A 25,779-nucleotide genomic window follows, 5' to 3' on the forward strand; every position below is an offset into this window, starting at 1 on the left:
GGTGATGCTTCTGTTACCGACGGCTGAACGTGGCTCACGACGACTGCAAAGCTGTGCCGCGGCGGTACTTACAGCTGAGCCAACTTCGCTTGAAAGCGAGAGAGATGTCAGGGGGGAGCGGAGCAAGACCGGTCGCTCTGCAGGGCATGAAGGGGATCGAGAGCAACTGCAGAAACCTGTCACCGAAACGGCCCAGAAGGGCCGTTTGGCTGTGGAGGGTTACTTGATCTCCTTGCGAACGATCTTGCCGCCCTCCACCACAGCCATGGTAGTCGGCGTAATGAATCCGCCCTTGTCGGTGAGGCCCTGGATCGAATAGAGGTTGTACTTGGGGTCCAGCGCGCTGATCGCCTCGGCCATCTTCGCCCGTACCTGTTGTGGATCGGTGCTGCCGGCTAGCTCCATGGCCTTAGCCAAAGCATGAAAGGCCAGGTAGTTGTAGGCCGCTTCGGAGCCCGGCACCTTGCCGTGGGCCTCCTTGTAACGCTCGACAAACGCCTTGGCCGCTTCACCCTCGTATTCGGACAGCGGCACCACCCCGATCGCGCCTTCCAGCAGATCCAGGCCGCCCGTGACCGCAGCGATTTCATCCAGCTTGGCCTGGTCCATGACGATGAATCCACCCGGGAACCCGAGCTGCCGCGCCTGCTGCATGACCAGCCCAGTCGGCTCAGAAGCACCGCCGACGAACATCACGTCCGGATTTGAGGCGATCACGCGGCTGACGCCGGTATAGAAGTCGGTCGACTTGTTGTAGTCCATGGGATTGCTTTCGACGATTTCCCCGCCCTTCTCCTCCCAGGCCTTGGTCATCATGTCGGTCCAGATCTTGGCGTACTCGTGGGTCGCGCCAGCGATGCCGAGCTTCTTGCCGTAATGCTTGAGCGCGTAGTCGGAGAAGGCATCGACGTAGCCGGTGAATTCCGGCGGGATGCGCACGGTCAGCGGATTGCCCTGCTCGGTCACCGACGGAACGCTGGTGTAGGCCATGATCAGGAAATCATCGGCGACGTTGAAGTCCTGCAGGGCGAACACGCCACCGGTATGCGGGACGAAGACTGCAGCGGCCTTCGACTCCTTCACCAGCCGCTTGGCGTTGGTCGCCGCCTGGCTCGGTGAATACTTGTCGTCCAGGCTGATGAGATTGACCTTGTAGGTCTCGTCGCCGATCTTGATGCCGCCCGCCTCGTTGGTGTCTTCCACGGCCATGCGCAGGCCGGACAGGGTGTTCTCGCCATACAGTGCAGCGCCGCCACTGAGCGGGCCGGTAAAGCCGATGTTGAGCGTCTGCTCGGCGTATACGCCGCTGGCCTGGGCCGCGGTCAGGGTGGCAATCGCCAATCCAAGCGCTTTGAGCGTTTTCATTGTTATCTCCTGGGTCATGACTGTTCAGGCGCCGATATAGGCTTTGCGCACGGCTTCGTTACCCAGCATGGCCTGCTGGTCACCCTCCATCACCAGGCTGCCGCCTTCGATGACATAGGCCCGGTGAGCGATCTTCAAAGCTGCAAAGGCATTTTGTTCGGCCAGCAATACGCTAGTGCCGGATTTGTTGATGCGCGAGATCACCTCGAACATCTGGTTGACAACCAACGGCGCCAGCCCCAGCGAAGGTTCGTCGAGCATCAGCAGCCGTGGGCGGCTCATCAGCGCTCGGCCAATCGCCACCATCTGCTGCTGGCCACCGCTCAGCGAGCCGGCCGGCTGGTTGCGTTTGTCGTGCAGGATGGGAAACAGGTCGAGCACTTCCTTCAGGTTGCGCTTGTTGCCCTCGCTGTCGCGGCGATGCAGATAGGCGCCAAGGGCGAGGTTCTGGGAAACCGACATTTGCGGAAAGAGCTTGCGCCCCTCCGGGCAATGCACCACGCCGGCGGCGACCAATGCGGAAGGCTTGAGGCCGTCGATGCGTTTGCCCTCCAGCGTGATGCTGCCGGCGGTCGGTTTGAGCAGGCCGCTGATGGTGTTGAACAAGGTGGTCTTGCCCGCGCCGTTAGCGCCCAGCAGCACCACCAGCTCGCCGGCGCTAACCGTCATTGAGACCTCGGTGAGCGCCTTGAAGCTGCCGTAGCAGACATCGACCCGATCAAGCTGCAGCATCGTAGTCGCTCCCCAGGTAGGCTTCGATGACGGCCGGGTTCGCCTTGATCTCGGCGGGCGTGCCCTCGGCGATCTTTTCTCCGTAGTTGAGCACCATGATCTTGTCCGCCAGGCCCATGATCATGTCCATCTTGTGTTCGATCAGGCACACGGTCAGGCCATGCTCGGCCATCTTGCGGATCAGCAGCGTAAGGCCTTCGGTTTCCTCCGGGTTAACGCCCGCCGCCGGCTCATCGAGCAGCACCAGCTTCGGCTCGGTGGCCAGCGCCAGGGCGAAGGCCACGCGCTTGCGTTCTTCCTGAGAGATATCCAGCACCACCCGATTTTCCAGATGCGCCAGCCCAACGAAGTCCAGCGCGGCGCGGGCCTTCTCGCGGCATTCACGCTCCTCGCGCTGCAGACGTTTGGAGTTGATCAACACGTCCCACAGGCCCGAATGCGTGCGCAGGCGGTGGCCGACGATGAGGTTATCCAGCACCGTAGCCTGCTCGAACAGGTGCGTGGTCTGGAACGTGCGGCCAACACCGAGCCGGGCGACACGATCACAACGCATCCGCGAGACATCATGACCGTCGATCAGGATGCGTCCGGAGCTGGGTTTGTGTACGCCGGAGATCAGGTTGAAGAAGGTGCTCTTGCCGGCGCCGTTGGGGCCGATGATGGCGTTGATCTTGCACGCTTCGAACTCGACGCTGACATCGTGCACCGCCGCGAGGCCGCCGAACATCTTGGTCAGGTTTTCGACCTTAAGCATTGTTGTTCACCTCGCGGCGTGGAGTAACTTTGCTATCGGCTCGCGGATCGTTGGTGCGGGCCGCCTCGGTGTCCTTGCGCAGTTTCCAGCTGAGGAAGGTGCCGGTGACGCCGCGCGGCATGAAGATCACCAGCATCACAATAAGCGGGCCGAAAATGATCATCCGGTAGTCCTCGAGGAACTGCAGCGACTGGGTGATCCAGACCACCCCGACAGTGCCGACCAGCGGCCCGAACAGCGTGCCGAAGCCGCCGACCAGCAGGTAGGTGATCATATCGAAGGTATGGTTCGGGTTGGCCTCCTCCGGACCGATGAAGCGGATCATCGAGGCATAGAGCGCTCCGGCAACACCGGCATAGGTAGTCGACAGAACGAAGGCCAGCAGCTTGTTGCGCATCAGATCGATGCCCAGCGATTGCGCCAGCGCATCGCCATTGCGAATCGCCATAAAGGTGCGCCCCAACAGCGAAGAGGCCAGCCGCCCGGCGAACCAGATCGCCAGCAGCAGAAACAGCAGCGCCAGGTAGTAGAAAGGCACCGTCTGGCTGAAGTCCACCAGACCGAAGCCGTCCGGCGCCGCAATGCTACGGATGCCAATGGCGCCGTGGGTCAGCTCCTCCCACTTGTCGATCAGTAGGTAGATGATGAAGCCGACGCACAGCGTGAAGATGGCGAAGAAGTGCTCCTTCAAACGCAGCGAGACGATGCCGACCAGCGCGCCAACGGCGGCCGAAACCAACGCCGCCGCCACGAACGCCGGCCAGAAGTTCCAGCCATGGTCAGCAGTGAGGATAGCCAGCGCATAGGCGCCGATGGCGAAGAAGCCGCCGTGGGCCAGGTTCAGTTGGCCGCAGTATCCGGTGATGATGTTCAGGCCGTACACCGCAATGGCCCAAATAAAAGCGCTGGCCATCACGTAGACCTGGTACTCGCTTTTGGCGAACAGAGGGAACGCAAGGGCCAAAGCCAGCAGGACCAGCTTGCAGCCGCGACCAGTCAATAACGAGGCGAACCGATGCATCAGTGAGCCCCCTTGGCGAACAGCCCGGTCGGGCGGAAGGACAGGATCACCACCAGCAACGAGAAGGCGATGATGTCCTTGTAATCCGAAGACAGGTAGAAGCCGCCGAAGCTTTCGGCAAAGCCGAGGATCATCGCCCCGATGATGGCGCCAGGAATGCTGCCCATGCCGCCGAGCACGATGATGACGAAGGCCTTCATGATCACCAGATGCCCCATCGCCGGATACACCAGGTTGATCGGCGCATAGAGTGTGGCGGCAAAAGCGGCGAGCATGCCGGAGATGGCGAAGGTCAGCATCGCCACGCGGTTGGAATCGATGCCGACGAGGAATGCGCCCTCACGGCTCTGCGCCATGGCGATGATGGTCGAGCCCAGCATCGTTTTACGCAGGAACAGATGCAGTGCCAGCATCAGGGTAAAGGCGCCGACGATGATCAACAGGCGCTGCTCGGGAATGATCAGCCCATCGAAGTTGAGAATGCCGGCATAGGGCGAGGCCATGCGGCGGAAGTCCGAGCCCCAGAACATCTGCACCACCGCCTCGAGAAACAGCAGGATGCCGATGGCGGCGATCTTGTCGTGGATCGGCGGCGCGTTGCGCAGCGGGTGAAACACCAACCGTTCGCAGAGCACCGCCAGCGCGGCGACCACCAGACCGGACAGCAGCATGGCGATCCAGTAGTGCAGGCCCAGATCGGTCATGAAGAAGAACGACGCGAAGGCCCCCACCATATAGAGCGCGCCATGGGCGAAGTTGGGAATGTGCAGGATGCCGTAGACGAGCGTCAGGCCAAGGGCGACCAGCCCGTAGATGCTGCCCAGGGTCAGGCCGTTGAGCACTTGCTGGAACAATAGATTCAATGCGGCGTCTCCGTGGATCTTGTTTTTATGGGTGCCACCGAGCGATTACCGTATGCCGCGATACAAGCGGGTCGAGTGTTTGACCGCCGCTGGGCATCGGAAACTGCGCCTGACTGACATTGGCACTCGCTGGCACCCTCGTCAAACGAGCAGTTCGGAAGAGATAAAGGGCCATAAAGCAGCGTGATGCTGGCAACAATCTGTTTCAGTGACGATCTGATTGACCGTCTACGCATCGGTGATTGTTCAAGCGGACGCGCCGCAACGATCATGCTCGATACGCACCAAACCGGGTCATGTGCGACGCCCGATCCCGTTAGCGCACCATTCGAGCGCATTAGCTTCAAACAGCCGGGCCGTAGGGACGGGTTCACCTACGCGCTCATACCCAGCGTGTCCCGCGCAGCACACCGCCGTAACGCGAAAGGCACAACAAATGCTCGACTCCGTCACCGCATTCCTGACCTAGCGACCCATACGCGGCGAAGTGGTATCGCGCAGCCAAGCCGGCATTTCAAAACGTGCACATCGCGCACCGAAGCTGCGGAACGCAGGAATGCTTGATCGCTGTGTGGCACCAGCTGCGCATCCAGTTATTGCACCGCAAGGCGCGGCTGCTCAGCGTGCATCAACCTATTCCGTGAACGCGGGTCAATGTCTACTGCAGCCGATATGAACCGTTAGCGAAGGAACTCAACGTGCAGATACGTGACGCACTGGACGCCGACCTCCCAGGCATCCTTGATATCTACAACGACGCGGTGCAGAACAGCACGGCGATCTGGAATGACAAGCTCGTCGACCTCGACAACCGCCGCGCCTGGCTGGCCGAGCGCCGCGAACAGGACTACCCGGTGCTGGTCGCGATCGACGATCACGAACAGGTGGCCGGCTACGCCTCCTTTGGCCCCTGGCGCCCGCACGACGGCTTTCGCCACACGGTGGAAAACTCCGTCTACGTGCGCTCCGGCCAGCGGGGCGGCGGCGTTGGCCGAAGCCTGATGCAGGCGCTGATCAAGCGCGCCCGCGAGCTGCACAAGCACGTGATGATCGCGGCGATCGAGAGCGAGAACCGCGCCTCCATTCACATGCATCAGCAGCTGGGCTTCATCCACGCCGCACAAATGCGTCAGGTCGGCTGCAAGTTCGGCCGCTGGCTGGACCTGACCATGATGCAACTGCCCCTGAACAGGACGCCCCATCCATGATTCTGGCGAAGGCCAGATTCACCCGCCGTTTGCCGCAGTCCGCAAAATTCAACCGTTAGATTCATTGGAAAAAAAATGTAGTGGATTAACTTGTCGGCTACCCAAGCGCAACTCCAACTCCAAGGAGGCAGGGATGCGAAGCGCCGTCAGCTACCAAGGCTCAGGGTAGGCATTGCTGGCACCGCTTCTGGAAAAGACGAGCGTTCTGGGTAATCGCGTCAGCCGAACCAAACAGCAGGCTGCGCGACCGATTAAATCCATGGAGAAACAACCAATGCTCAAATTCAACGCGCTTTTCGCAGCAGTCCTCGCCGTGTCCGCGACCCAAGCTTTTGCGGCCGGCAGTGACGCGCTGGTCCAGCAAACCGGTGTTGACCAGCTCGCGAATGTCTATCAGGAAGGGGTCGGCCAGATTTCGAAGGTGTACCAGACCGGTTTCGCTCACACTGCGACCACCAGCCAATCCGGTGAGGAAAACAGTTCAAAGGTAACGCAGGGAGGCGCTTGGCATGACGCAACCGTTACGCAAACAGGCATTAAAGGCAAAGTGAAGATCACGCAGAACGACTGGAACAACGACACCACCGTTGAGCAGGCTGGCTACGCAAACACTGCTGATGTAACGCAGGACGGCTGGAACAACGATGCCGAACTGAATCAGGATGGCGCGTTCAACAGCTCTACGGTAGTCCAAACTGGCGAAAGCAACGATGCGTTTGTTGATCAGATCGGCATGAAGGGTGACATCGACATCAGCCAGGATGGCAACCGCAACGTGGCCGATGTCGATCAGGATGGCGAGTGGAACACCGTGGACGTGACGCAACTGGGCGATCGCAACGTCGCGGACATCGATCAAACCAGCGCCTTTAGCCACGCAAACGTTATGCAAGATGGCGTACAGAACATGGCCACCGTGCTTCAGACTGGATTTGGCGATTTCGCCACCGTCAGCCAAATCGGCACTGCTAACACAGCAACCGTTACACAGCACTAGCGCGCTCATCGACTCGGGTCGGCGCTGGTCGGCCCGACTCGGTGTCGCCATCTGTGCGTGATAAAGTCGCCCGCTACCACTTTGCGACGCCAAGACATTGCGCATGAATCGATCGGTAATCGACGACATCTCGGCAATCAGCCGCATCAACGCCGTACCCGCCATCCTTCAGGTCATCTCCGAGACCACCGGATTGCGCTTCGCCGCAGTGGCGCGTGTCACTGAGGATTCCTGGACGGCCTGCGCGGTGCTCGACCGAATCAACTTCGGCCTGCAGGTCGGCGGCGAGCTGGACGTAACGACCACCCTCTGCCACGAAATCCGCGCGTCCCACCAAACCATCATCATCAACAAAGCGAGTGAGGATCTGCGCTACTGCAGCCACCACACGCCCAAGCTGTATGGCTTCGAAAGCTATATTTCGGCCCCCGTGTTTCGCACGGATGGCAGCTTCTTCGGTACCGTTTGTGCGCTCGATCCGCTGCCCGCCAAACTGTCGGAAGGGTCGGTTCTGGCGATGATGGAGTCTTTCGCCAAGCTGCTGGCCATTCAGCTTGAGGCCGAAGAGCATTTCGAGGCGACCGAAGCGGCGTTGCTCGATGTGCAGCAGACGGCCGAACTGCGCGAACAATTCATCGCCCTGCTCGGGCACGACCTGCGCAACCCGCTCTCGTCGATCCTGTCTGGCGCGCAACTGATGATGAGGCGCTCGAAGGATGCGTCGATCACCGGTATTGCCGAACACATGCTCACCGCAACCCGTCGCGCTTCACGCCTGGTGGACGACGTGCTGGACTTCGCTCGCGGGCGCCTGGGCAACGGAATACCGCTGCAGAGCGACGAATGCCATGAGCTGCACATCACCCTGACGCATATCGTTTCGGAGATGCAGAGCGCCCATCCCCAGCGAGCCATTGAAGCTGACATCGCCCCGCTTGGAGGCGTGCGTTGCGACGCAGACCGCCTCGCGCAGTTGCTTTCCAACCTGCTTGCCAATGCGCTGGTGCATGGCTCGGCGACAGGACGCGTGCACGTCCGTGCGGTGATCGAAAAGGGGCACCTGCTGCTATCGGTGAACAATCAGGGTGAGCCGATACCAGCGGATCGCCTGGCGCAGTTGTTCAAACCTTTCTGGCAAGAGGCGTCGAACACGCAATCCGGCCTGGGTCTCGGCCTCTACATTGCCAATGAAATCGCCATGTCGCATGGCGGCAGCATGCGGGTAACCTCTACCGCCGAGGCCGGCACCACTTTTACCTTCAGCATGCCAACCGGTGCCGCGATCGCTTAAGCATGCTCGGCCTTCATCAGGTCGTAGGCACCCAGATATGCACCAGCGAGCTGGGTCTTTTGTCGGTCACTGAGCAACTTGCCCGCCATCTGGAAGAACTTGTGCTCTTCCTCCTGCAAGTGGTGGTGAACCTTGTCCGACAGCTTGCGGGCCTGAGCCAGCCAGCCTGGGCTGCTGGGATCCGTCTGTTCAAGCGCCTCGACCATTTCGTCCATCTCATGATGCTCGGCGATGGCATGACGGGACAGGTCGACTCCGCTGTCGTCATGCATCAGCGGGATATAGAAATGCCGCTCTTCGGCGACCGAATGGACCCACAGTTCGTGCTTGAGTTGGGCGAACAGGGCCTGACGTTCGGCGCTGTCGCCGCGGGTCTGGACCAGCTGCTCGGACAATTCACGCTGGATATCGTGACTCTGGCGCAGCGCTTCGAAAATCATCATGACGGCGTTCTTCTTCCATGGAGCGGTGGGCGATGCGCGTCTGACAGGCGTTGGCGCAGCGAGTGCCATCGGGTCGGTGGTTTTCGTCATGCAGCTCAGCGCAGCTGACTGTCCTTGCTGCCGCGACGGTTGTAACCGCTGAACTTGGCTTCGTGTTTATCCAGTTCGGTCTGGCATTTCACACATAGGCGCACGCCTGGCACGGCTAGCCGTCTTGCTTCGGGAATCTTCGCGTCGCATTCCTCGCAGTGCGTCAGGCTCTCACCCTGCCCCAGCCGACTACGCGCTCGCTGCACCGCATCTTCGATGGTGCTGTCGATCTGTTCCTGAACCGCGCCTTCATTTGCCCAACCCGTAGCCATCGCGATCTCCTAAGCATCAGGTCTTAATAGTGGTTCTGTTTTTGAACATCGGGCACCAGCACCGTTCAGTCGGTCGCGCGGCGCGGTGCGCGGGCCGCGTCGTCAATCCGGCAGCGCCACCCGTCGATCCGCTGGCGCCAGATCGACGAACGGACTTCGGCAGCAGTTTGCATTGTCTATCCTTCCAGCCGATTGGAGGGCAAGCCCAATTCAGACGCTCTGCGTCGGGGCTTGGCTTGATATGGCCGCGCGGCGGCCGTCTGTAAATACACCCTCAGGGAAGCGGTGATGCACACGAAGATTCTGGCGGCGCTGATCATTGGCCTGAGCGGTTGCGCCAGTCAGCCGGACGTCGTCGAGCGCAATGTGGGCCAATTCGACCTGCGACTCGGCACGGCGCCAACCCGCAGCATGGCCCAGGGGCTGGTCACCCCGACCACCGCCAGCACCTTTCGCGGCGGCCTGGACCTCACCCACGAAAGTGGCTGGTACGTTGGCCAGTGGGCGCCCAGCATGGGCATCATCGAGGGTAACCAGCTGGAGCTGGACAGCTACATCGGTTACGTCCAGCACCGTTTCGACCAGGCGCCAGGTTACGAACTGGGTGTGATTCGCTACAGCTTTCCCGAGTTGGAGGGGGCGGACCGCCACGAAGTCTATGCAGGCTTCAACCTGGCCGGCAGCCGGCTGGGCGGCGCACTGAGCAGCCGTCCGGGGCGCACCGACAGCACCTTGTTGCTGGAGCTTGGCGCGGTCAGCCCGCTCGGTCTGGACCTGCGCCTGAAATACGCCAGCCACTCGATGGACAGCCCGATGTATCACCCTGGCGGCAGCGTCGAAGTCTTTAACGACTGGTCGCTGAACCTGTCGCGCCCCTGGCTGGGCGTACACCTGGACCTCTCCTACACCGACTCGAGCCTCAGCGGCAGCGAGTGCGGTGTCTACTCGGGTCAGAACAGCTATTGCGAGAGCTACTTCATGTTCAAGGCCGAGCGCTCGCTGTTCTAGCGATGCTCCGATCAGCCTTGCTTGAAGCGCATCCGCGCGTGCCAGACGGCGACCAGAAAGGCTATGGCCGCAAAGCCATACAGCAGGCCGAGGTTGCCGTCCTGGTAGAGCCATGAGCCGAGCACCGGCCCGGTGGCCATGCCCATGAAACGGAAGAAGTTGTAGCTGCCCACGGCGGTGGCGCGGTTGTGCGGATAGAGGTCCATCAGCAGGCTGGTCTGCACGGGCAGCGAAAGGCCGAGAAACAGTCCGAACGCGCTGACCGCCACCACCAATGCCGCCAGCGACCACTGCGCAACCGCGAGAAACAGCAGCAGCGTGACGGCGTTGAGCGCTGCCGTGGTCACCAGCACCGGGCGGGGACGCCAGCGCCCCAACAGTCGCCCGCCGGCAAAACTGCCGACCACCACGGCAATCGACAACGGCAGAAACACCAAGCCCTTTTCGCTGGCACTCAGCCCGTACGTGGTGTCGAGCACGCGCGGCATGAACACCAGATAGTTATAAAAGGCGTAGTACTGCACAAAGCTCAGCAGCATGATCGCCAGCCCTTGGCGATTGCGCACCACGGCCAGGTACTCCCTGGGGTGAAAGGCCGTTGGCGTAATGCCTGCCGGACGTGTTTCCTGCAGCCAGATCGCATTGCTCAGCAACGCGACGCCACCGACCACGGCGAGCAGCAGAAACACGTAGTGGAAATCCAGGTGCTCACCGATAAAGCCGCCCACCACCGGGCCGACCACCGGCCCCAGCGCCACCATCATCTGGAACGAGCCCATCGCCCGACCACGCTCGGCGCCTTCGAACCGATCCCCGATCACCGTCACCGCCACCACCGCACCGGCTGCGATACCTACCGCCTGCAGGGCGCGGAACAGCAGCAGCGTCTCGATGTTGGTCGAGAGAAAGCAACCGATGGACGCGCCGATGTAGCAGGCCAGACCGAGCAACAGGGTGCGCCTGCGGCCGCTTCGATCCACCAGCGGGCCGTAGACGATCTGCATGAACGCCAGGACAAAGGTGAAGATCGAGATGCTGAGGTTGATCAGCAGCGGCGTGGTCTGCAGCGCCTCGCCCAGCTCGGGCAGGATTGGCGCGTAGACCGTCTGGGTGAAGGGACCCAGAAAGGCGGCGAACGCCACCATGAAGGTCAGCAGGCGTGGGCTCATCGGATCTCCGCTAGCTCATAGACAGATGCCCGGCGGCACCTGCCGCCGGGCGCGACCGGTCACTCCTTGACCTGCATGTATTCCTCGGCCCAGACCATGTATTCTCCGGCGGTCGAGTATTTGACCGACAGCTGCGAGGCGTTGAGGTCGGACGCATCGATCTGGCGCTGCTCGCGCAAACAGTCGTAGGTCGCCTTGATCGCCGCGAAATAGGCCGCGTGACCATTGACCACGATGCGCACGCCAAGCGCGGCCAGCCGGGTGTTATCGCGCAGTTTCGGGTTGCCATAGGTCACCAGCATCAGCGGCACACTGAGCTTCTCGGCGACCTGCTCAAGCTGCTCGAAATCCTCGATGCCGACCAGGCAGATCGCATCGGCGCCGGCCGCCTCGTAGGCCTGCACGCGCGCGATCACCTCTTCCAGGCCGATCACACCGGCGTTGGTCCGCGCGATGATCGCGAGCTCGGGATCGATGCGTGCTTCCAGCGCCGCTCGGATCTTGCCGACCGCCTCGAACATGCCGATCAGGTCAGTGGACTTGCGCCCGAATTTGGCCGGCAACAGGGTGTCTTCGATGGTCAGTGCCGCGATTCCGGCGCGCTCCAGCTCCACCACGGTGCGCATCACGTTCAGCGCATTGCCATAACCGTGGTCGGCGTCGGCAATGATCGGCAGCCGCGATACACGGCCGATGCGTGCGGCCTGCTCGACAAATTCACTCAGGGTGATAAGCGCAAAATCAGGCGCGGCCAGGACCTGTAACGAGGCGATCGAGCCGCCGAGAATGCCGACTTCGAACTCCAGATCGGCGGCGATACGCGCCGACATCGGGTCGAACACGGAAGCGGTGTGGTAGCAGCGGTCAGAGGCCAGCAGCTGACGGAATTCGCTGCGCAGGGTGTGATGAGAGATACGTTGCATGTGGTTTCCTGATGAATCGCACGCAAGGGTCGAGTCGCCCTTGTCTGTTCAGTGTTGGTAACGGTACGGACGGCCACCGGCACGTCGTGGTGTTTCAGAGTGGCGGGCGCGGTCGCCGCCCTTGCACATACGCCATGACCAGTCCGCTGACGATGATGATGACCATGCCGACGATGGCGCCGAGATCCGGCGTGTGTCCAAAGACAATCAGGCCCACCACCCCGGCAAAAATGATCTGCGAATAGGTGAACGGTGCCAGCGCGGCAGCGCTGGCGAATCGGAACGCATGGGTCAGCAGTAGATGACCGCTCATGGCCATGGCGCCGAGCCCGGCCATCATCAGCGCGTCATGCAGCGTCGGTGTCTGCCAGTTGAAAACGACCAGCACGCTCATCACTACACTGCCGACCAGGCTGGTAATGAAGTTACTGGTGACCGGATGATCCGTGGCGCTGAGTCGACGGGTGATCAACTGATAGACCGTGAAGCTCAGCGCCGCACCGAGCGGCAGCAAGATCGCCGGGGTGAACAAGGCACCGCCCGGCCGCACGATGATCATCACGCCGATCAGCCCACAGCCGACCGCCAGCCATTGGGCACGGCTGACCTGCTCGCCGAGCAAGGCGGAGGCGATGGTAACCAGCAATGGGGTCAGGAAAATGACTGCCGTCGCTTCGGCCAACGGGATGTAACTCAGGCCGCTGATGAACAGCATGCTGACACTGACCAGACTCAGGCCACGGCAGATCTGCAGTTTCGGCCGCAGGGTGCGAAACACGCGCCGCCCCATACTTGGCGTAAACAGGGCAAACATCAGCGCCGTCTGCGCCATATAACGCGCCCAGATAACCAGAAACACGGGGTAGAGCTGCGTCAGGTACTTGGACAGCCCGTCGTGGCTGGCGAGCGTCAGGCAAGAAGCCAGGATCAGCGACACGCCAAGCAGGGGCCGGTGAGAGTTATTCAATGGGGAGACCGCGACAATAGGTAGCAACCTAAGCATTATGCCTGTAAATCGGGGATACGTCAGTCGCCGTGTGCCACCGTCCGACCAGCCGACGCAGACCCAGGCCTAATCGGTTCTGGAGTCCTGCGCTGGCCAGCCCGAGCACCCTGCGAAACCCGCACGCGGAGCCGGGTGTGCCAGTCATCGGCCGCTCACCCTTTTCCTGGCAATCACGTATGATCGCCGGCCCTTCGCGGGCCACAGCGCGGCCCGTGCCCGTTCGAGTGTTATCTGATGTTCAAGTTACGAGCGATGCAGGTCCGCGATATACCTGCGGTGATGTCGATTCAGGAAGAATGCTATTCCGCTGAAGTGCTCGAGAGCGAAGCGGTGATCTGCAACCGTCTCGCCGCCAGCCCGCAGCTGGCCTGGGTGGCCGAGGACGATCAGGGCGTTTGCGCCTATCTCTTCGCCTACCGCTCGCGCGTGGGCAAGGTGACCCCGCTGGACGGCGAGTTCCAGCCCCACGCCGAAGCCGATTGCCTGTACCTGCACGACCTGGCCGTTTCCCGACGCGTCAGCGGTCGCGGCATAGGCCCGGCGCTGGTGCGCAAGAATCTGGAACAGGCACACAGCCAACAGTTGCGCTATTCGGCACTGGTGTCGGTGCAGGAATCCGAAGCCTTCTGGTCTCGTCTTGGCTATGCCGCGCATACCGAACTGGAGCCACGCCAGGCGAGCAATCTCGCCAGCTACCAGATACCGGCCGTCTACATGGTGCGTGCGCTGCACTGATCCACGCACAGTACCGGCGCCTGGCTGCTGGCCAGCTGAGCGCCTCAGTGGTAGCGATGCCGCAGCGCAACATTAAGGCGATCCACCACCTCGGCCCAGTCGGCATCCTCGAGGATCTCATCACGCAGGAAAGCCGCTTGAGCTGGCGTCCAGAATGACGCATCCGCCAGGTAGACGTTTTCGGCCAGAGGTGAGTGGGTTTCGATGAAACGCCTGATCGAGGCATCGTCGTTGGGCAAGCCCAATTGCTCGAACAGGTTATGAAAGGCGTGGATCGACTGTTCCATTTGAACCTCCGGTGCTGACGCTGGAATGAACGCCTTGAGTATCGTTCATTCCAGCGAAAGCGCCGGCAGTGCCGGTCAGCGGAACGGCGGCTCGTCGAAACTGCGCAGCTTGCGTGAGTGCAGCGAGTTGAGCTGGGTACGCAAGCGATCGAGCGCGGCGATGCCGATCTTCAGGTGCTGGGTCACGGCGCGCTCATAGAAGGCGTTGGCCGAGCCCGGCAGTTTGATCTCGCTGTGCAACGGCTTGTCCGACACGCAGAGCAGCGTCCCGTAGGGCACCCGCAGGCGATAGCCCTGAGCCGCGATGGTGCCGCTTTCCATATCCACCGCCACCGCGCGGGAGAGGTTGATCAACGGCCGTTCCTGCGCCCAGCGCAATTCCCAGTTGCGATCATCGTAGGTCAGCACCGTACCCGTGCGCAGGCGCCGCTTGAGCGCTTCGCCCTGCTCACCGGTCACTTGCGCCGCCGCTTCCTGCAGCGCCTGCTGCACCTCAGCCAGCGCCGGTAGGGGAATATGCGGCGGCAATACCCGATCGAGAATCCCATCACGGCGCATGTACGCGTGGGCCAGCACGTAGTCGCCGATGGATTGCGACTGCCGCAGCCCGCCGCAGTGGCCGATCATCAGCCAGCAGTGCGGGCGCAGCACTGCCAGGTGATCGGTGATGTTCTTGGCGTTCGATGGGCCGACGCCAATGTTGACCAGGGTGACGCCGTCGCCATCCTTGGCCTGCAAGTGATAGGCCGGCATCTGGTAGCGGTGCCAGAGCACACCACCGATGATCGACTGAGCCTCGCCCTCCTCCATGCCGCGTTCGATGATGATGTTGCCCGGCAGCACCATGCGCACGAAACGGGTGTCGTCGCGCAGCATGTCGAGGCCGTGGCGGATGAACTGGTCAACATAGCGGTGGTAGTTGGTCAACAGAATCCACGGCTGCACATGCCGCCAGTCGCTGCCGGTGTAATGCACCAGCCTACGCAGCGAGAAATCCACCCGCGCACCGTCGAACAGCGCCAGCGGATAGGGATCGGCATGCTCCCAGTCATAGAGGCCGTCGGCGATGTCATCGGTAGCGGCGGACAAGTCGGTGCTGGGGAACACACGCGCCAGCTCTGCGGCGGTCACGCCTGTGCCGGCCAGCTCATCGCCCTGCTCGATCACGTACGGATAGGGAATGTTGCGCTCGCTGATGCCGACCTCGACCGTGACGCCGAAATCCGTAATCAACGGCTGCAGCTGGTCGAGCAGATAGCTGCGAAACGACGCCGGATGGGTCACGGTCACACTGTAGACACCTGGCGCCTGCACTTTTGCGTAGGCACGGGTCGAGGCCGGCACCTCGCCGTGGCACTCGTAGGTCAGGCGCAATTCGGGGTAACGGAACATCGCTCGCTCGGTCGCATCCGGCTCCTGACGCGACGCCACGTAACGCTTCAGCGCCTGGTTCAAGGCGCGGGTGGCCTGCTGATGTAGCTCGGCAAGGTGGTCCACGGCCGCTTCAGCGCTGGTGGCAATGCGAAAATTCTCGCCTGCTGGATTCATGGTGGGTTTCCTTGTTCATTCGTTGAAAACATCTTGCCTGCTGTTCGATGACAGCGGTAGCACCGGATCGCTACGGTCATCGATCAGCTGCAGCAACTCGCAGCGCCAGTGCCTCCAGCCGCGCTTTCAATACCGCGAGGCTGGGCGCCGCAGTCAGACTCAGACGCAGGGCGTTGGGCGCGTCGTGGCCAACCGCGAAGGCCGCCGCCGCAGCCGCTTCGATCCCGGTTTCGCGGCACAGCACTGACAGATCTCTATCCTTTGCCAGCTCGAGCCACAGATGCGGCGAGGCAGGTGACGAGGTAGCACCAAGCAGTTTCTGCGCCAGCCGCCAGCGGCGGGTCATCTGTTCGCGCTGCCAGGCCAGCCGGCGCGCCGCAGTGCCGTCTTCGAGCCATTCACAAACGATCCGCAGGCACAGCGTCGACAAGGCCCAACTGGTAGCCTGTCTTTCCGGGTCGATACGCGACAGCCACTCCTCCGGCCCGGCAATGAAACCCAGCCGCAGGCCGGGCGCCACCGTCTTCGACAGGCTACTGACCAGCAAGGTGCGATCGGGCAGTGCCGCAGCTAGCGGAGACTCGTCGCCCAGCGCGCCGTAGATGTCGTCCTCGATGATCAGCAAGCCGCGCCGACGCGCCACGGCGGCAATGGCTTCGCGGCGCTGTTCATCCATGCTGACGCCGGTCGGGTTCTGCATGCAGGGGGTCAGCACGGCCACGCGCGCCGAGGTAGCTCGGGCCAGACGATCAAGATCGTCCGGCAGGATGCCGAACGCGTCCATCGCCACCCCGTGCAGCGGCAGCCGCAATTGGCGCCCGGCGGCCTTGATGCCTGGCGAGGTCAGCGCTTCGACCAACACCGGCTCCCCCGGCTCGCATAAGCCGATCAGCGCGGCGAACACGCCCTGCTGCGCGCCGGCGCAGAGCATCACCTGCTGCGGCGGGATCTCAAGCGCTCGTGCACGCAACCAGCTGCTCACCGCCAGTTGGCCACGCTGCAGACTGCGCGCTGAGGGGTAACCCTGCAGACTCGCCAGTTCTCCCGTCGCGCACAGTGCGGCCATGCTGCGCTGCATGTCGTCATCGGCTGGGTCGAGTATCGGAAGATTGGTCGACAGGTCGACCAGTTCCGGGTGCGCCTCCGGGGTTTTCAGCCGGAACAGGCTGGCCTCGCGGCTGCTGGCCAGCACGTAGGTACCGCCTCACCGCCCACCAGATGCCGGCGCGCCGCTTCTCGATAGGCCTGCATGGCGGTACTCGGATTTAGGCCGAGCGCCCAGGCCAATCGGCGCTGCGGAGGCAGCCGATCGCCTGGCTTCAACTCGCCACTTGCGATTGCGGCTGCAATGACATCAACCAGCGCCAGGTAGCGCGGCTGATCACTTGATTCGAGTGTGGGTAACCACATTGTTGGCCATGCAATATAAAGATTTACCCATACAATGCCCGCCACCTAGGATCGACGTCAAACCCCGCCCAGGAGACTTCGATGTTCGATCTACCGCAACTGCGTCAGGCAGCCGAATTGATTCGCCGGAGCGTACCGCCAACTCCGCAATATGCTTGGCCATTGCTGGCCGAGCGGCTTGGCTGTGAGGTTTGGGTCAAGCATGAGAACCACACCCCCGCTGGCGCCTTCAAGGTGCGCGGTGGCCTGCTCTATGTGCATGAGCTGATCAAGCGAGAACCGCACCTGCTGGGTCTTATCACCGCGACCCGCGGCAATCACGGCATCAGCCTGGCAATGGCCGCACGCACGGCAGGCTTGTCACTGCAGGTCCTCGTGCCCGAGGGCAATTCCGCTGAGAAAAACGCCGCCATGCGCGCCTGTGGCGCCAAGGTCATCGAGTACGGTCGCGACTTCGATACCGCTCGTCAGCGGGCCGCAGCACTCGCCGAAACCAACGGCTGGCATTTTGTCCCGTCCCTGCATCCGGACCTGATCAGAGGCGTCGCCACCTATGCGCTGGAATTGCTCGAAGCGGTGCCGGATGTGCGCCGGGTCTATGTGCCCATCGGGCTCGGCTCGGGGATTTGCGGGATGATCCGCACCCGCGACCTGCTGGGTCTGGATACGGAGATCATCGGCGTGGTGTCCAGCGCGGCCGATGCCTACGCGCAGAGCTTCGAACAGGGGCGCATCGTCACCACCGAAACGGCTGACACCTTCGCTGACGGCATGGCCTGCCGAATGCCGGCGCCGGAAGCGCTGGAGATCATCCGCAACGGCGCCGCACGCATCGTGCGGGTCGACGATACCGAGGTCCGCCAAGCCATCGTCGCCTACCACGAAGACACCCATAACCTCGCCGAAGGCGCCGGCGCTGCCGCGCTGGCAGCCGCGATGCAGGAGCGCGAGCACAACCGTGGCGAGCGGATTGGCATGGTGCTCAGTGGTGCCAACATCGACTGCGAGGTGTTGGCAGGGATTCTGGCTGAGCCGCATCAGGCAGCTGGCCAGAGCGTCTGAACCTCACTCGATAAACGGCGCACTTCGCGCCAACAGCGCACTGATGTCGAGCCCGCGTGGCAGTGTGCCGAAGACCCGACCGCAGCCCTCCAGGCGGCTGGCAATGAAGGCGTCGGAAACGGCTTCATTGCCGGCTTCGAGCAGCAGCTTGGCCTGCAGCGCGACGGCAACGTCTTCGGTCAGCTGGCGGGCGCGGTACTGGATGTCGCCTTTATCGGCAAAAGCGGTTTGTAATCCGTTGATATGACGCTTCAAGCGCGTATCGCCATGACCGTCACCCAGCTCGGCGAACAGCACCTCGAGCACACCAGTTTCCTTCGACAGCGCGCGCAGTACGTCCAGGCACTGCACGTTACCCGAGCCTTCCCAGATCGAATTGACCGGCGCCTCGCGATAGAGCCGCGGCAGGATGGTGTCCTCGACGTAACCGGCACCGCCGAGGCATTCGCTGGCCTCGGCGACCATTTCCGGGGCACGCTTGCAGATCCAGTACTTGCCGATAGCGGTCACCAACCGGGCGAACTTTTCTTCTTGTTCGTCGAACGGGTGGTCCAGCGCGCGGCCCATGCGCATGGTCAGCGCCAACGCTGCCTCACTCTCCAATGCCAGATCGGCCAGCACGTTCTGCATCAATGGCTGTTCGATCAGGGCACGACCGCCCACCTGCCGATGCGTGCAATGGTGCATGGCCTGGGTCAGCGCTTGGCGCATCAATGAGCTGGAGCCGATCATGCAATCGAAGCGGGTCGAGGAAACCATTTCGATGATGGTCGGCACGCCGCGGCCTTCTTCGCCGATCATCCAGGCCAGTGCGCCGCGGTATTCGACTTCGCTCGAGGCATTCGACCAGTTGCCCAGTTTGTTTTTCAGCCGCTGGATATAGAACTGGTTACGGCTGCCATCGGGCCGATGCCGCGGCAGCAAGAAGCAGGACAGGCCTTTGTCGGTCTGCGCCAGGGTCAGAAAGGCGTCGCACATCGGCGCCGAGCAGAACCATTTGTGCCCGATCAGCTCATACGGCTGGCCGGGCCCGACCGCTCCGACGGCGTGTGCACGAGTGGTGTTGGCACGCACGTCGGTGCCGCCCTGCTTTTCGGTCATGGCCATGCCGATAGTGACGCCGCTTTTCTGCTCCATCGGCAGGTTGCGTGGGTCGTATTCCCGGCTGAGGATCTTTGGCAACCAGACGTCGGCAATTCCAGGCTGCTGTCGCAGGGCGGGAACGCTGGCGTAGGTCATGGTCAAGGGGCAGCTGCTGCCGGCCTCAGCCTGATTGTGCAAATACATCAAACCGGCACGCGCCACCTGGGCGCCGGACTGCGGATCGGTCCAGGGCAGTGACGGGATGCCATGGGCAATTGCGGCACTCATCAGCTGGTGATAAGCCGGATGAAACTCCACCAGGTCAAGGCGGTGTCCGTAGCGGTCATGGCTCTTGAATACGGGCTTGTTCTCGTTGGCCAGAAATCCGGCCTCCATCAGCGCCCCACCGGCCAACGCGCCGTAAGCATCCAGTTGCGACTCGGCCCAGCCGCCCCGGTATCGCCGCACCCAGTCCTGCAGCGGCAGGTCGAGACGGTACAGGTTGGCACCGTCCAATGGCGGGACCTGATTCAGTACCTCGTGGGTTTCGGCGTATTGCTGCAGGCTCATATCGGGTCTCCTCGGCAGATGCGGCAAGGGGCCCGACGGCATACCAGGGTTAGCGCCACTTACCGCTGTCATGCGAATAAATCACCGGGCCGATGCGGACATCGTCTGGCGATCCCCGCCAGAGCAGTGAAGCACTCAGCTGTGCAGCGCTAAAGTGAGGTTTCGGCCAAAATCGGCGCGTTGCGGCCGCCAGCGCAGGTTGAAAGCTTGCACGCAGACGCCTGGCTTTGCGCTTTCGGCTCAGCCCAGCTCGACGGGCAGAAGCACCTGAAAACGACTGCCGCGACCCGGCACTGATTGGCAGGAAACCGTTCCGCCCTGCAATTCAACCAGCTGTTTGCACAGCGACAAACCGATTCCCAGCCCACCGTACGGGCGGGTCATGCTGCCATCAAGTTGGCGGAAGTACTGAAACAGCGAGTCATCCACAGGCGCTTCGAAGCCGACGCCCGTATCGATCACCGCCACATCGAGCATGTAACCGAGCGCAGCTTCGTAGCCGCTCACTGCAAGCGTGACGCCCCCGCGCAAGGTGAACTTGATGGCGTTGTCGAGCAGGTAGCCAAGGCTCTGTTTAAGCTTGCCGGCGTCGCCAACCAGTATTTCCGGTAGTAGGCCATCGAGCCTGAGATCAAAGCTCAAGCCCCTCATTGCGGCACGCGCTCCGTGCTCGGCGTAAAGCTCATCAGCGATCATCCGCACGCTGAACGGTTCGTTGCGCACCCGCAGCTTGCCCGCCTGCAGTTCGGTCAAGGCGAGGATGTCATTGACCAGTTGCATCATGTCACGCGCCGATCCGGTTGCGATCCGCTGGTAGTGCTCCAGCTCGCCGTTCAGTTCGAGCGTGCGCATCAGCTCAAGGCTGCCGAGCACGCCGTGCATGGGGGTGCGCAGCTCGTGAGTGACGTTGGCGAGGAACTGATCCTTGAGACGGTTGCTCTCGGCCAGTTCGCGGTTCATGGCTTCGAGTTTACGCCCGGTATCCATGAGCACCTGGGCACGCTCTTCCTTCATCATGTTGATCCGGTCGGCCAGGGCGAGCGACAACAGCGCCACCTCCAGCGCCGAGCCAATCTGGCCGGCGTACATGGTGATGAATGTATGCGGCAGGTAACCCAACACCATCAGCGTATTGATCTGCCCGCCTATAAGGAAGGCCGACCAAGCAATCAGGAAATAGCGCGCGACGCGCATCCCTCGATACCAGGCCACGATAGCGGCGACAAAAATCACCAGAATGAACCAGAGCGCGAGGAAGGTCGCCATCCGCAGCGCCAACGCGTAGCTGGAGGTCAGCGATACAACCATCGTCACCGCCCCCAGCCCCATCAGCAGCATCAGAGCACGGTCGATCCAGGGACTGTGCTCAGCAGTATGCAGAAAGCTGCGCGCGAACTGGCAGCCAAACAGCCCAGCCGCGCCAATCAGGAATGGCGTCGAGGCATTGGCCCACCACGGCCAGTTCGGCCAAAGATACTGCACACCCAGGCCATTGACCGAAACCTGATACAGGCCGAACGAGGCGATGTAGAGGATGTAATAGAGATAGCTGCGATCACGCACGCTGAGGTAGATGAACAGGTTGTAGAACAGCATCACCAGCAACACGCCGTAGATGATCGCCAGCACATAGATGTGCCCGGATTGTTCTTCCACGTAGGCCACCGGCGACCAAAGGGTCAGCGGGATCTGAATCGAGCCCTGACTTTCCAGGCGCAGGTAGATTCGCTGTGGCTGGTTAGGCGTTAGCTGCAGGTCGAACAGATGGTTGCGTTGCCTGATCTGGCGCTCATGGAACGGCAGCGCGTCGCCGCTCTGCTGGGCAAGGCGATAACCACCGCGAGCATCCGGCAGATAGAGGTCGAGACGGTCGAGCGGCGGATACGCCAGCTCCAGCCACCAGCGGCCGTGTTCGGCTGGCGGCTCGGCACGGTAGTTCAGATCGATACGCAGCCAGAACGCCGAGCGTGAGTAACCGGCATTGAGCACATCCTCATCGCTCTCGACGAAGCGCCCCGCGGCATCGAGCGCGACCACCTCTGCGATGGTGGCTTCGCGGCTGGGGTCCTCCAGCACCGCCATGACCTGGCCGAGTGGTAGACGCTGGGTATTGCTGTTGAGCTCGACGGCACCCGACATCGCGGGCAGCAGGGCGAGCAGGAGAAAGATAATAGGGTTCATGAATAGACAGTCCATCGAGCTGCGCCAGAGGAACCCCCGTTCTCCTGAATGCACGCAGCCGAAGCTAAGTGCTGGCACTTTAACATGGTTCTGACGCCACAGAATCGACGCCATGCGTGCCACCGGACGTATGTAATGGCAACCGCGAGCCGTGCCGGCGCGAGCTGCCCGGGAGGATTGGTGATAAGCTCGCACGCCATGAAAATCCGGCTGCGCCCAGCCTCGGCCGGACCCACTACACTATGACTCGGGGAACCCATTCGATGTCCGGCCATTGCTCCCGCCCTGTCGTTCTTTGCCTTTCCGGCCACGACCCGAGTGGCGGTGCTGGGCTACAAGCCGACATCGAAGCGCTGTTCGCACAGGGCTGTCACGCCGCGCCAGCGGTTACCGCGCTCACCGTTCAGGACACCGTCAACGTCACCGACTTCCGCGTGCTCGACCGAGAATGGGTGCTGGCTCAGGCCTACGCCGTCATAGCCGATCTGCCGGTAGCTGCAGTCAAGCTGGGCATGCTCGGCTCGGTGGAGATGGTCGAGACGGTATTGGAAATCATGCAGAAGCTGCCGGGCGTTCCGCTGGTCTGTGATCCGGTACTGCGCGCGGGCGGCGGTGGCGCGCTGGGCAAGGACGACGTTGGCTACGCCATGCGCGCAAGGCTGTTCCCGGTGTCCACCATTGCCACACCGAACCTGCCCGAAGCCCGGATTCTTGCCGAGCTTCCGGAAGGCAGTGCCGATGAATGCGCGGAAAAGCTGTTGCCCTTCATCCGTCATTTGCTGATTACCGGAGGCCATGGCGACGAGACCGAAGTCCACAACCGTCTCTACTCGCGCGATGGCAGCCGCTACGATTTCAGCTGTCAGCGCCTGCCCGGTAGCTATCACGGGTCCGGCTGCACCTTGGCCAGTGCGTTGTCCGGACGGCTGGCGCTCGGCGAGGACCTGGCCAGCGCGGTGAAGTCCGCGCTCGATTACACCTGGCGCACTTTACGTGACGCCGAAGCGCCAGGCCGCGGTCAATACATTCCACGTCGTCTACCGCTGGACCTGGCCTGAGGAGGCCATCCGATGAAGGACACCACCAAGCTGCGCGGCCTGTACGCCATCACCGACAGCAAGCTTCTCGGCGAGGAGCGCCTGCTGCCGTACGCGGAAGCCGCTGTCAAAGGCGGAGCTCGCCTGCTGCAGTACCGCGACAAATCCAGTGACGATACGCGCCGTTTGCGCGAAGCCGACGCTCTTCGCGAGATCTGCGGTCGTCACGGCGCGCAGTTGATCATCAACGATGATGCTGAGCTTGCCGCCCGTCTAGGCGTCGGCCTGCATCTTGGCCAGGAAGACGGCTCGCTCTCGGTGGCTCGTGCGCTGCTCGGCCGCAAGGCCATCATTGGCGCAACCTGTCATGCTCGGCTGGATCTGGCTGAACAGGCGATCAGTGAGGGCGCCAGCTATATCGCGTTCGGCCGGTTCTTCGACTCCAACACCAAGCCCGGCGCGCCCTCGGCTACGCCCGAACTGCTGGCAGAGGCGCGGCAGCGGTTCAGCGTGCCGATCACCGCGATTGGCGGCGTGACGCTGGACAATGCGCCAGGCCTGATCGCCAAGGGCGCCAGTCTGATCGCCGTCGTCCACGCCTTGTTCGCTGCCGAGTCAGCCAGTGAAGTCGAACGCCGCGCGCAGGCTTTCAGCCAACTCTTCGCCATTGATTGAACACAGCGCGGCTCATATCGCCGTGCCCCGCAAATTCTCCAGTATCGAGAGGCCTGTATGTCCCGTTCCGAAACCCTCTTTGCCAATGCCCAGAATCGAATTCCAGGCGGCGTGAACTCGCCGGTACGCGCCTTCCGCAGCGTTGGCGGTACACCGTTGTTCTTCAAGCATGCCGAAGGCGCCTATGTCACCGACGAAGATGACAAGCGCTACGTCGATTACGTCGGCTCCTGGGGCCCGATGATCCTCGGCCACGGCCATCCTGAGGTACTCGACGCGGTCCGCAATCAGTTGCAACACGGATTGTCCTACGGCGCACCGACCGCCATGGAAACCGAAATGGCCGAGCTTGTCTGCAGCCTGGTACCGTCCATGGAAATGATGCGAATGGTCAGCTCCGGCACCGAGGCGACCATGAGTGCGATCCGTCTAGCCCGCGGCTACACCGGACGCGACAGCATCATCAAGTTCGAAGGCTGCTACCACGGCCACTCCGACAGCCTGCTGGTCAAGGCAGGCTCAGGTGCCCTGACCCAAGGCGTTCCCAGTTCTGCGGGCGTACCGGCAGCATTCGCCAAACACACCCTGACGCTGCCCTTCAACGACCTGGCCGCTGTCGAGCAGATGCTCGCCGAAGTGGGCAGCGAAGTGGCTTGCATCATCGTCGAGCCGGTTGCGGGCAACATGAACTGCGTACCCCCGGCGCCCGGTTATCTGCAAGGCTTGCGCGAGCAATGCGACAAGCACGGCGTAGTGCTGATCTTCGATGAAGTAATGACCGGCTTCCGTGTCGCCCTCGGCGGCGCTCAGGCCCACTACGGCGTCACCCCGGACCTGACCACCTTCGGCAAGATCATTGGCGGCGGCATGCCGGTCGGCTGCTTCGGCGGCAAGCGCGCCATCATGGAACGCATCGCACCGCTGGGCCCGGTCTATCAGGCCGGCACCTTGTCGGGTAATCCGCTGGCAATGGCGGCCGGCCTGACCACGCTGAAGCTGATCAACCGCCCAGGCTTTCATGATGAGCTCACCGCTTACACCACGCGGATGTTGCAGGGTCTGACAGAGCGGGCTGAAGCAGCCGGCATTGCTTTTGTCACTACGCAGGTTGGCGGCATGTTCGGCCTGTATTTCAGCGAAGCGGACGATATCGTCACCTTCGATGACGTGATGGCCAGCGACGCCGAGCGTTTCAAACGCTTCTTCCATCTGATGCTCGATGGCGGCGTGTATCTGGCGCCCAGCGCGTTCGAGGCCGGCTTCACCTCCATCGCTCATGGCGACAAGGAACTGCAGATCACCTTCGATGCGGCCGAGCGGGCCTTCGCCCAGCTGAAATGAACCTGATCCCTGACCTGCTACAAGCCGTGCTGCTGACCCTAACGGGGTTGGCGAGCGCCATCTGGATCGGCAGCGCCCGACGCGGCTACGGTGAGCCGGATCAACCGGCTCTGTTCTCGGCACTGCTTGCATTCAGCCTGGCGGCCGGGACAGGTGCATGCGCCGCAGCACGCCTGGCGCTGGGTGCCGATACGCTCGGGGCAGAACGCTGGCTGCTGCAGGCAACCTTGCTGCTCGGCTTGCCGCTCGTCGGTGTGGTCGCGCTAACTCTATCGCGCAGATGGATCTGGAGCCGCCCCACCTGGGGCCGCGTGGTGATAGGGTTATGTGCGTTTTTCGAACTGGCCAGGCAGTTGGGCTGGAGCGCGCCATATGCGCTTTCGCTGGGGTTGCTGAGTGCCCTGCTGGTCGCCTATGCGGGCATGCTGCAGTGGCCAGCTCGCCTGCAAGCCGCCGCGGGGTTGGCCGGCGGCGTCTTGCTCATGGCTCCGCTGCCCTGGGGTGGGCTGATGCTCAGCGCCAACCCGCTGCAGACCTATCAGCAGCTGTGGCTGGCACTGGCCATTCCGATCATCGCCTGGCTATTGCTTCATCTGCCCGGTAATTTGCGCGAAGAAAGCCCTTCCCCCACATAAATGCCGGATGTCTGCCGTTAAAGCCTTTGTAAGCAGGGCACTGCTTATCCATAATGTGACAGTCGGCTCGTTT

At 62.3% G+C, this 25,779-nt stretch carries 24 protein-coding genes and 1 pseudogene; 10 read left to right on the forward strand and 15 right to left on the reverse strand.

What is annotated here, in order from left to right:
• Nucleotides 1-219 precede the first annotated feature (219 nt).
• Genes BUE09_RS01485 through BUE09_RS01505 form a run of 5 tightly spaced genes read right to left on the reverse strand, consistent with a single transcriptional unit; the run spans nucleotide 220 to nucleotide 4,735 of the window.
• Nucleotides 220-1,365: an ABC transporter substrate-binding protein gene (locus BUE09_RS01485; RefSeq protein ID WP_073298945.1), complete on the reverse strand. Its 1,146-nt coding sequence runs from the start codon at nucleotides 1,363-1,365 to the stop codon at nucleotides 220-222.
• A gap of 24 nt (nucleotides 1,366-1,389) precedes the next feature.
• Nucleotides 1,390-2,097, reverse strand: coding sequence for an ABC transporter ATP-binding protein (locus BUE09_RS01490; RefSeq protein WP_073298946.1), 708 nt, complete (start codon nucleotides 2,095-2,097; stop codon nucleotides 1,390-1,392).
• Nucleotides 2,084-2,851, reverse strand: a complete 768-nt coding sequence (locus tag BUE09_RS01495) for an ABC transporter ATP-binding protein (RefSeq protein WP_073298947.1) — start codon at nucleotides 2,849-2,851, stop codon at nucleotides 2,084-2,086. Before BUE09_RS01495 ends, BUE09_RS01490 begins: the two co-directional genes overlap by 14 nt.
• Nucleotides 2,844-3,872 carry a branched-chain amino acid ABC transporter permease gene (locus BUE09_RS01500; protein WP_073298948.1) on the reverse strand — a complete coding sequence of 343 codons (1,029 nt, stop codon included), beginning with the start codon at nucleotides 3,870-3,872 and terminating at the stop codon, nucleotides 2,844-2,846. The genes BUE09_RS01495 and BUE09_RS01500 overlap by 8 nt, the downstream gene beginning before the upstream one ends.
• Nucleotides 3,872-4,735, reverse strand: a complete 864-nt coding sequence (locus BUE09_RS01505) for a branched-chain amino acid ABC transporter permease (RefSeq protein WP_073298949.1) — start codon at nucleotides 4,733-4,735, stop codon at nucleotides 3,872-3,874. Before BUE09_RS01505 ends, BUE09_RS01500 begins: the two co-directional genes overlap by 1 nt.
• A 698-nt stretch (nucleotides 4,736-5,433) precedes the next feature.
• Here BUE09_RS01505 and BUE09_RS01510 point away from each other — a divergent pair.
• The 3 genes from BUE09_RS01510 to BUE09_RS01520 all read left to right on the forward strand — a co-directional run bounded on the left by BUE09_RS01510 (nucleotide 5,434) and on the right by BUE09_RS01520 (nucleotide 8,231).
• The gene (locus BUE09_RS01510; RefSeq protein ID WP_073298950.1) at nucleotides 5,434-5,943 is read left to right on the forward strand and encodes a GNAT family N-acetyltransferase; all 510 of its coding nucleotides are present in this window, start codon (nucleotides 5,434-5,436) and stop codon (nucleotides 5,941-5,943) included.
• A 274-nt stretch (nucleotides 5,944-6,217) separates the two neighbouring features.
• On the forward strand, nucleotides 6,218-6,940 hold the full coding sequence (locus BUE09_RS01515) for a hypothetical protein (RefSeq protein ID WP_073298951.1): 723 nt from the start codon (nucleotides 6,218-6,220) through the stop codon (nucleotides 6,938-6,940).
• Between the two features lie 103 nt (nucleotides 6,941-7,043).
• On the forward strand, nucleotides 7,044-8,231 hold the full coding sequence (locus tag BUE09_RS01520; protein ID WP_073298952.1) for a GAF domain-containing sensor histidine kinase: 1,188 nt from the start codon (nucleotides 7,044-7,046) through the stop codon (nucleotides 8,229-8,231).
• Here BUE09_RS01520 and BUE09_RS01525 read toward each other — a convergent pair.
• Both BUE09_RS01525 and BUE09_RS01530 read right to left on the reverse strand, forming a co-directional pair.
• The gene (locus BUE09_RS01525; protein ID WP_073298953.1) at nucleotides 8,228-8,674 is read right to left on the reverse strand and encodes a hemerythrin domain-containing protein; all 447 of its coding nucleotides are present in this window, start codon (nucleotides 8,672-8,674) and stop codon (nucleotides 8,228-8,230) included. The two genes, BUE09_RS01520 and BUE09_RS01525, sit on opposite strands and share 4 nt — an antisense overlap.
• 95 nt (nucleotides 8,675-8,769) lie before the next feature.
• Complete coding sequence (locus BUE09_RS01530; RefSeq protein ID WP_073298954.1) at nucleotides 8,770-9,036, reverse strand: DksA/TraR family C4-type zinc finger protein; 267 nt, start codon at nucleotides 9,034-9,036, stop codon at nucleotides 8,770-8,772.
• 288 nt (nucleotides 9,037-9,324) lie between these two features.
• Between BUE09_RS01530 and BUE09_RS01535 the strand changes: the two genes are divergently transcribed.
• A complete protein-coding gene (locus BUE09_RS01535; RefSeq protein ID WP_073298955.1) occupies nucleotides 9,325-10,044 on the forward strand; it encodes a TorF family putative porin in 720 nt (239 codons plus the stop codon).
• An 11-nt stretch (nucleotides 10,045-10,055) separates the two neighbouring features.
• On the opposite strand, the gene BUE09_RS01540 is transcribed toward BUE09_RS01535, so the two are convergent.
• The 3 genes from BUE09_RS01540 to BUE09_RS01550 all read right to left on the reverse strand — a co-directional run bounded on the left by BUE09_RS01540 (nucleotide 10,056) and on the right by BUE09_RS01550 (nucleotide 13,103).
• A complete protein-coding gene (locus tag BUE09_RS01540; RefSeq protein ID WP_073298956.1) occupies nucleotides 10,056-11,213 on the reverse strand; it encodes an MFS transporter in 1,158 nt (385 codons plus the stop codon).
• Between the two features lie 59 nt (nucleotides 11,214-11,272).
• A complete protein-coding gene (locus BUE09_RS01545) occupies nucleotides 11,273-12,136 on the reverse strand; it encodes an isocitrate lyase/PEP mutase family protein (protein ID WP_073298957.1) in 864 nt (287 codons plus the stop codon).
• Between the two features lie 94 nt (nucleotides 12,137-12,230).
• On the reverse strand, nucleotides 12,231-13,103 hold the full coding sequence (locus BUE09_RS01550; protein WP_073298958.1) for a DMT family transporter: 873 nt from the start codon (nucleotides 13,101-13,103) through the stop codon (nucleotides 12,231-12,233).
• A gap of 291 nt (nucleotides 13,104-13,394) precedes the next feature.
• Here BUE09_RS01550 and BUE09_RS01555 point away from each other — a divergent pair, with 291 nt between their 5' ends.
• The gene (locus tag BUE09_RS01555; protein WP_073299464.1) at nucleotides 13,395-13,877 is read left to right on the forward strand and encodes a GNAT family N-acetyltransferase; all 483 of its coding nucleotides are present in this window, start codon (nucleotides 13,395-13,397) and stop codon (nucleotides 13,875-13,877) included.
• Between the two features lie 44 nt (nucleotides 13,878-13,921).
• Here the strand turns inward: BUE09_RS01555 and BUE09_RS01560 are convergent, their stop codons facing one another.
• From BUE09_RS01560 to BUE09_RS01570, 3 genes and pseudogenes are all read right to left on the reverse strand, one after another.
• Nucleotides 13,922-14,164 (reverse strand): DUF2789 domain-containing protein, encoded by a 243-nt coding sequence (locus BUE09_RS01560; protein WP_073298959.1) that lies wholly within the window; start codon nucleotides 14,162-14,164, stop codon nucleotides 13,922-13,924.
• A 75-nt stretch (nucleotides 14,165-14,239) separates the two neighbouring features.
• Entirely contained in the window at nucleotides 14,240-15,712 is a 1,473-nt protein-coding gene (gene amn / locus BUE09_RS01565) for an AMP nucleosidase (protein ID WP_073298960.1), read from the reverse strand.
• Nucleotides 15,713-15,727: 15 nt separating this feature from the next.
• Nucleotides 15,728-17,122 (reverse strand): annotated as a pseudogene (locus BUE09_RS01570) (aminotransferase-like domain-containing protein).
• An 81-nt stretch (nucleotides 17,123-17,203) separates the two neighbouring features.
• Here BUE09_RS01570 and BUE09_RS01575 point away from each other — a divergent pair.
• Nucleotides 17,204-18,184: a threonine dehydratase gene (locus BUE09_RS01575; RefSeq protein ID WP_073298961.1), complete on the forward strand. Its 981-nt coding sequence runs from the start codon at nucleotides 17,204-17,206 to the stop codon at nucleotides 18,182-18,184.
• A gap of 3 nt (nucleotides 18,185-18,187) precedes the next feature.
• Here BUE09_RS01575 and BUE09_RS01580 read toward each other — a convergent pair whose 3' ends face one another.
• Both BUE09_RS01580 and BUE09_RS01585 read right to left on the reverse strand, forming a co-directional pair.
• The gene (locus BUE09_RS01580; protein ID WP_073298962.1) at nucleotides 18,188-19,837 is read right to left on the reverse strand and encodes an acyl-CoA dehydrogenase family protein; all 1,650 of its coding nucleotides are present in this window, start codon (nucleotides 19,835-19,837) and stop codon (nucleotides 18,188-18,190) included.
• A 240-nt stretch (nucleotides 19,838-20,077) separates the two neighbouring features.
• Nucleotides 20,078-22,018 carry a sensor histidine kinase gene (locus BUE09_RS01585; RefSeq protein WP_279626068.1) on the reverse strand — a complete coding sequence of 647 codons (1,941 nt, stop codon included), beginning with the start codon at nucleotides 22,016-22,018 and terminating at the stop codon, nucleotides 20,078-20,080.
• Nucleotides 22,019-22,281: 263 nt separating this feature from the next.
• Here BUE09_RS01585 and BUE09_RS01590 point away from each other — a divergent pair, with 263 nt between their 5' ends.
• The 4 genes from BUE09_RS01590 to BUE09_RS01605 are packed head-to-tail and all read left to right on the forward strand — an operon-like array spanning nucleotide 22,282 to nucleotide 25,706.
• Entirely contained in the window at nucleotides 22,282-23,076 is a 795-nt protein-coding gene (locus BUE09_RS01590) for a hydroxymethylpyrimidine/phosphomethylpyrimidine kinase (protein WP_073298964.1), read from the forward strand.
• Nucleotides 23,077-23,088: 12 nt separating this feature from the next.
• Entirely contained in the window at nucleotides 23,089-23,730 is a 642-nt protein-coding gene (gene thiE, locus BUE09_RS01595; RefSeq protein WP_073298965.1) for a thiamine phosphate synthase, read from the forward strand.
• Between the two features lie 57 nt (nucleotides 23,731-23,787).
• A complete protein-coding gene (gene hemL, locus BUE09_RS01600) occupies nucleotides 23,788-25,071 on the forward strand; it encodes a glutamate-1-semialdehyde 2,1-aminomutase (protein ID WP_073298966.1) in 1,284 nt (427 codons plus the stop codon).
• Entirely contained in the window at nucleotides 25,068-25,706 is a 639-nt protein-coding gene (locus BUE09_RS01605) for a hypothetical protein (protein ID WP_073298967.1), read from the forward strand. The genes hemL and BUE09_RS01605 overlap by 4 nt, the downstream gene beginning before the upstream one ends.
• Nucleotides 25,707-25,779: the final 73 nt, after the last annotated feature.

Origin of the sequence: Stutzerimonas xanthomarina DSM 18231 (assembly GCF_900129835.1) — a bacterium.
Lineage (GTDB): Bacteria > Pseudomonadota > Gammaproteobacteria > Pseudomonadales > Pseudomonadaceae > Stutzerimonas > Stutzerimonas xanthomarina.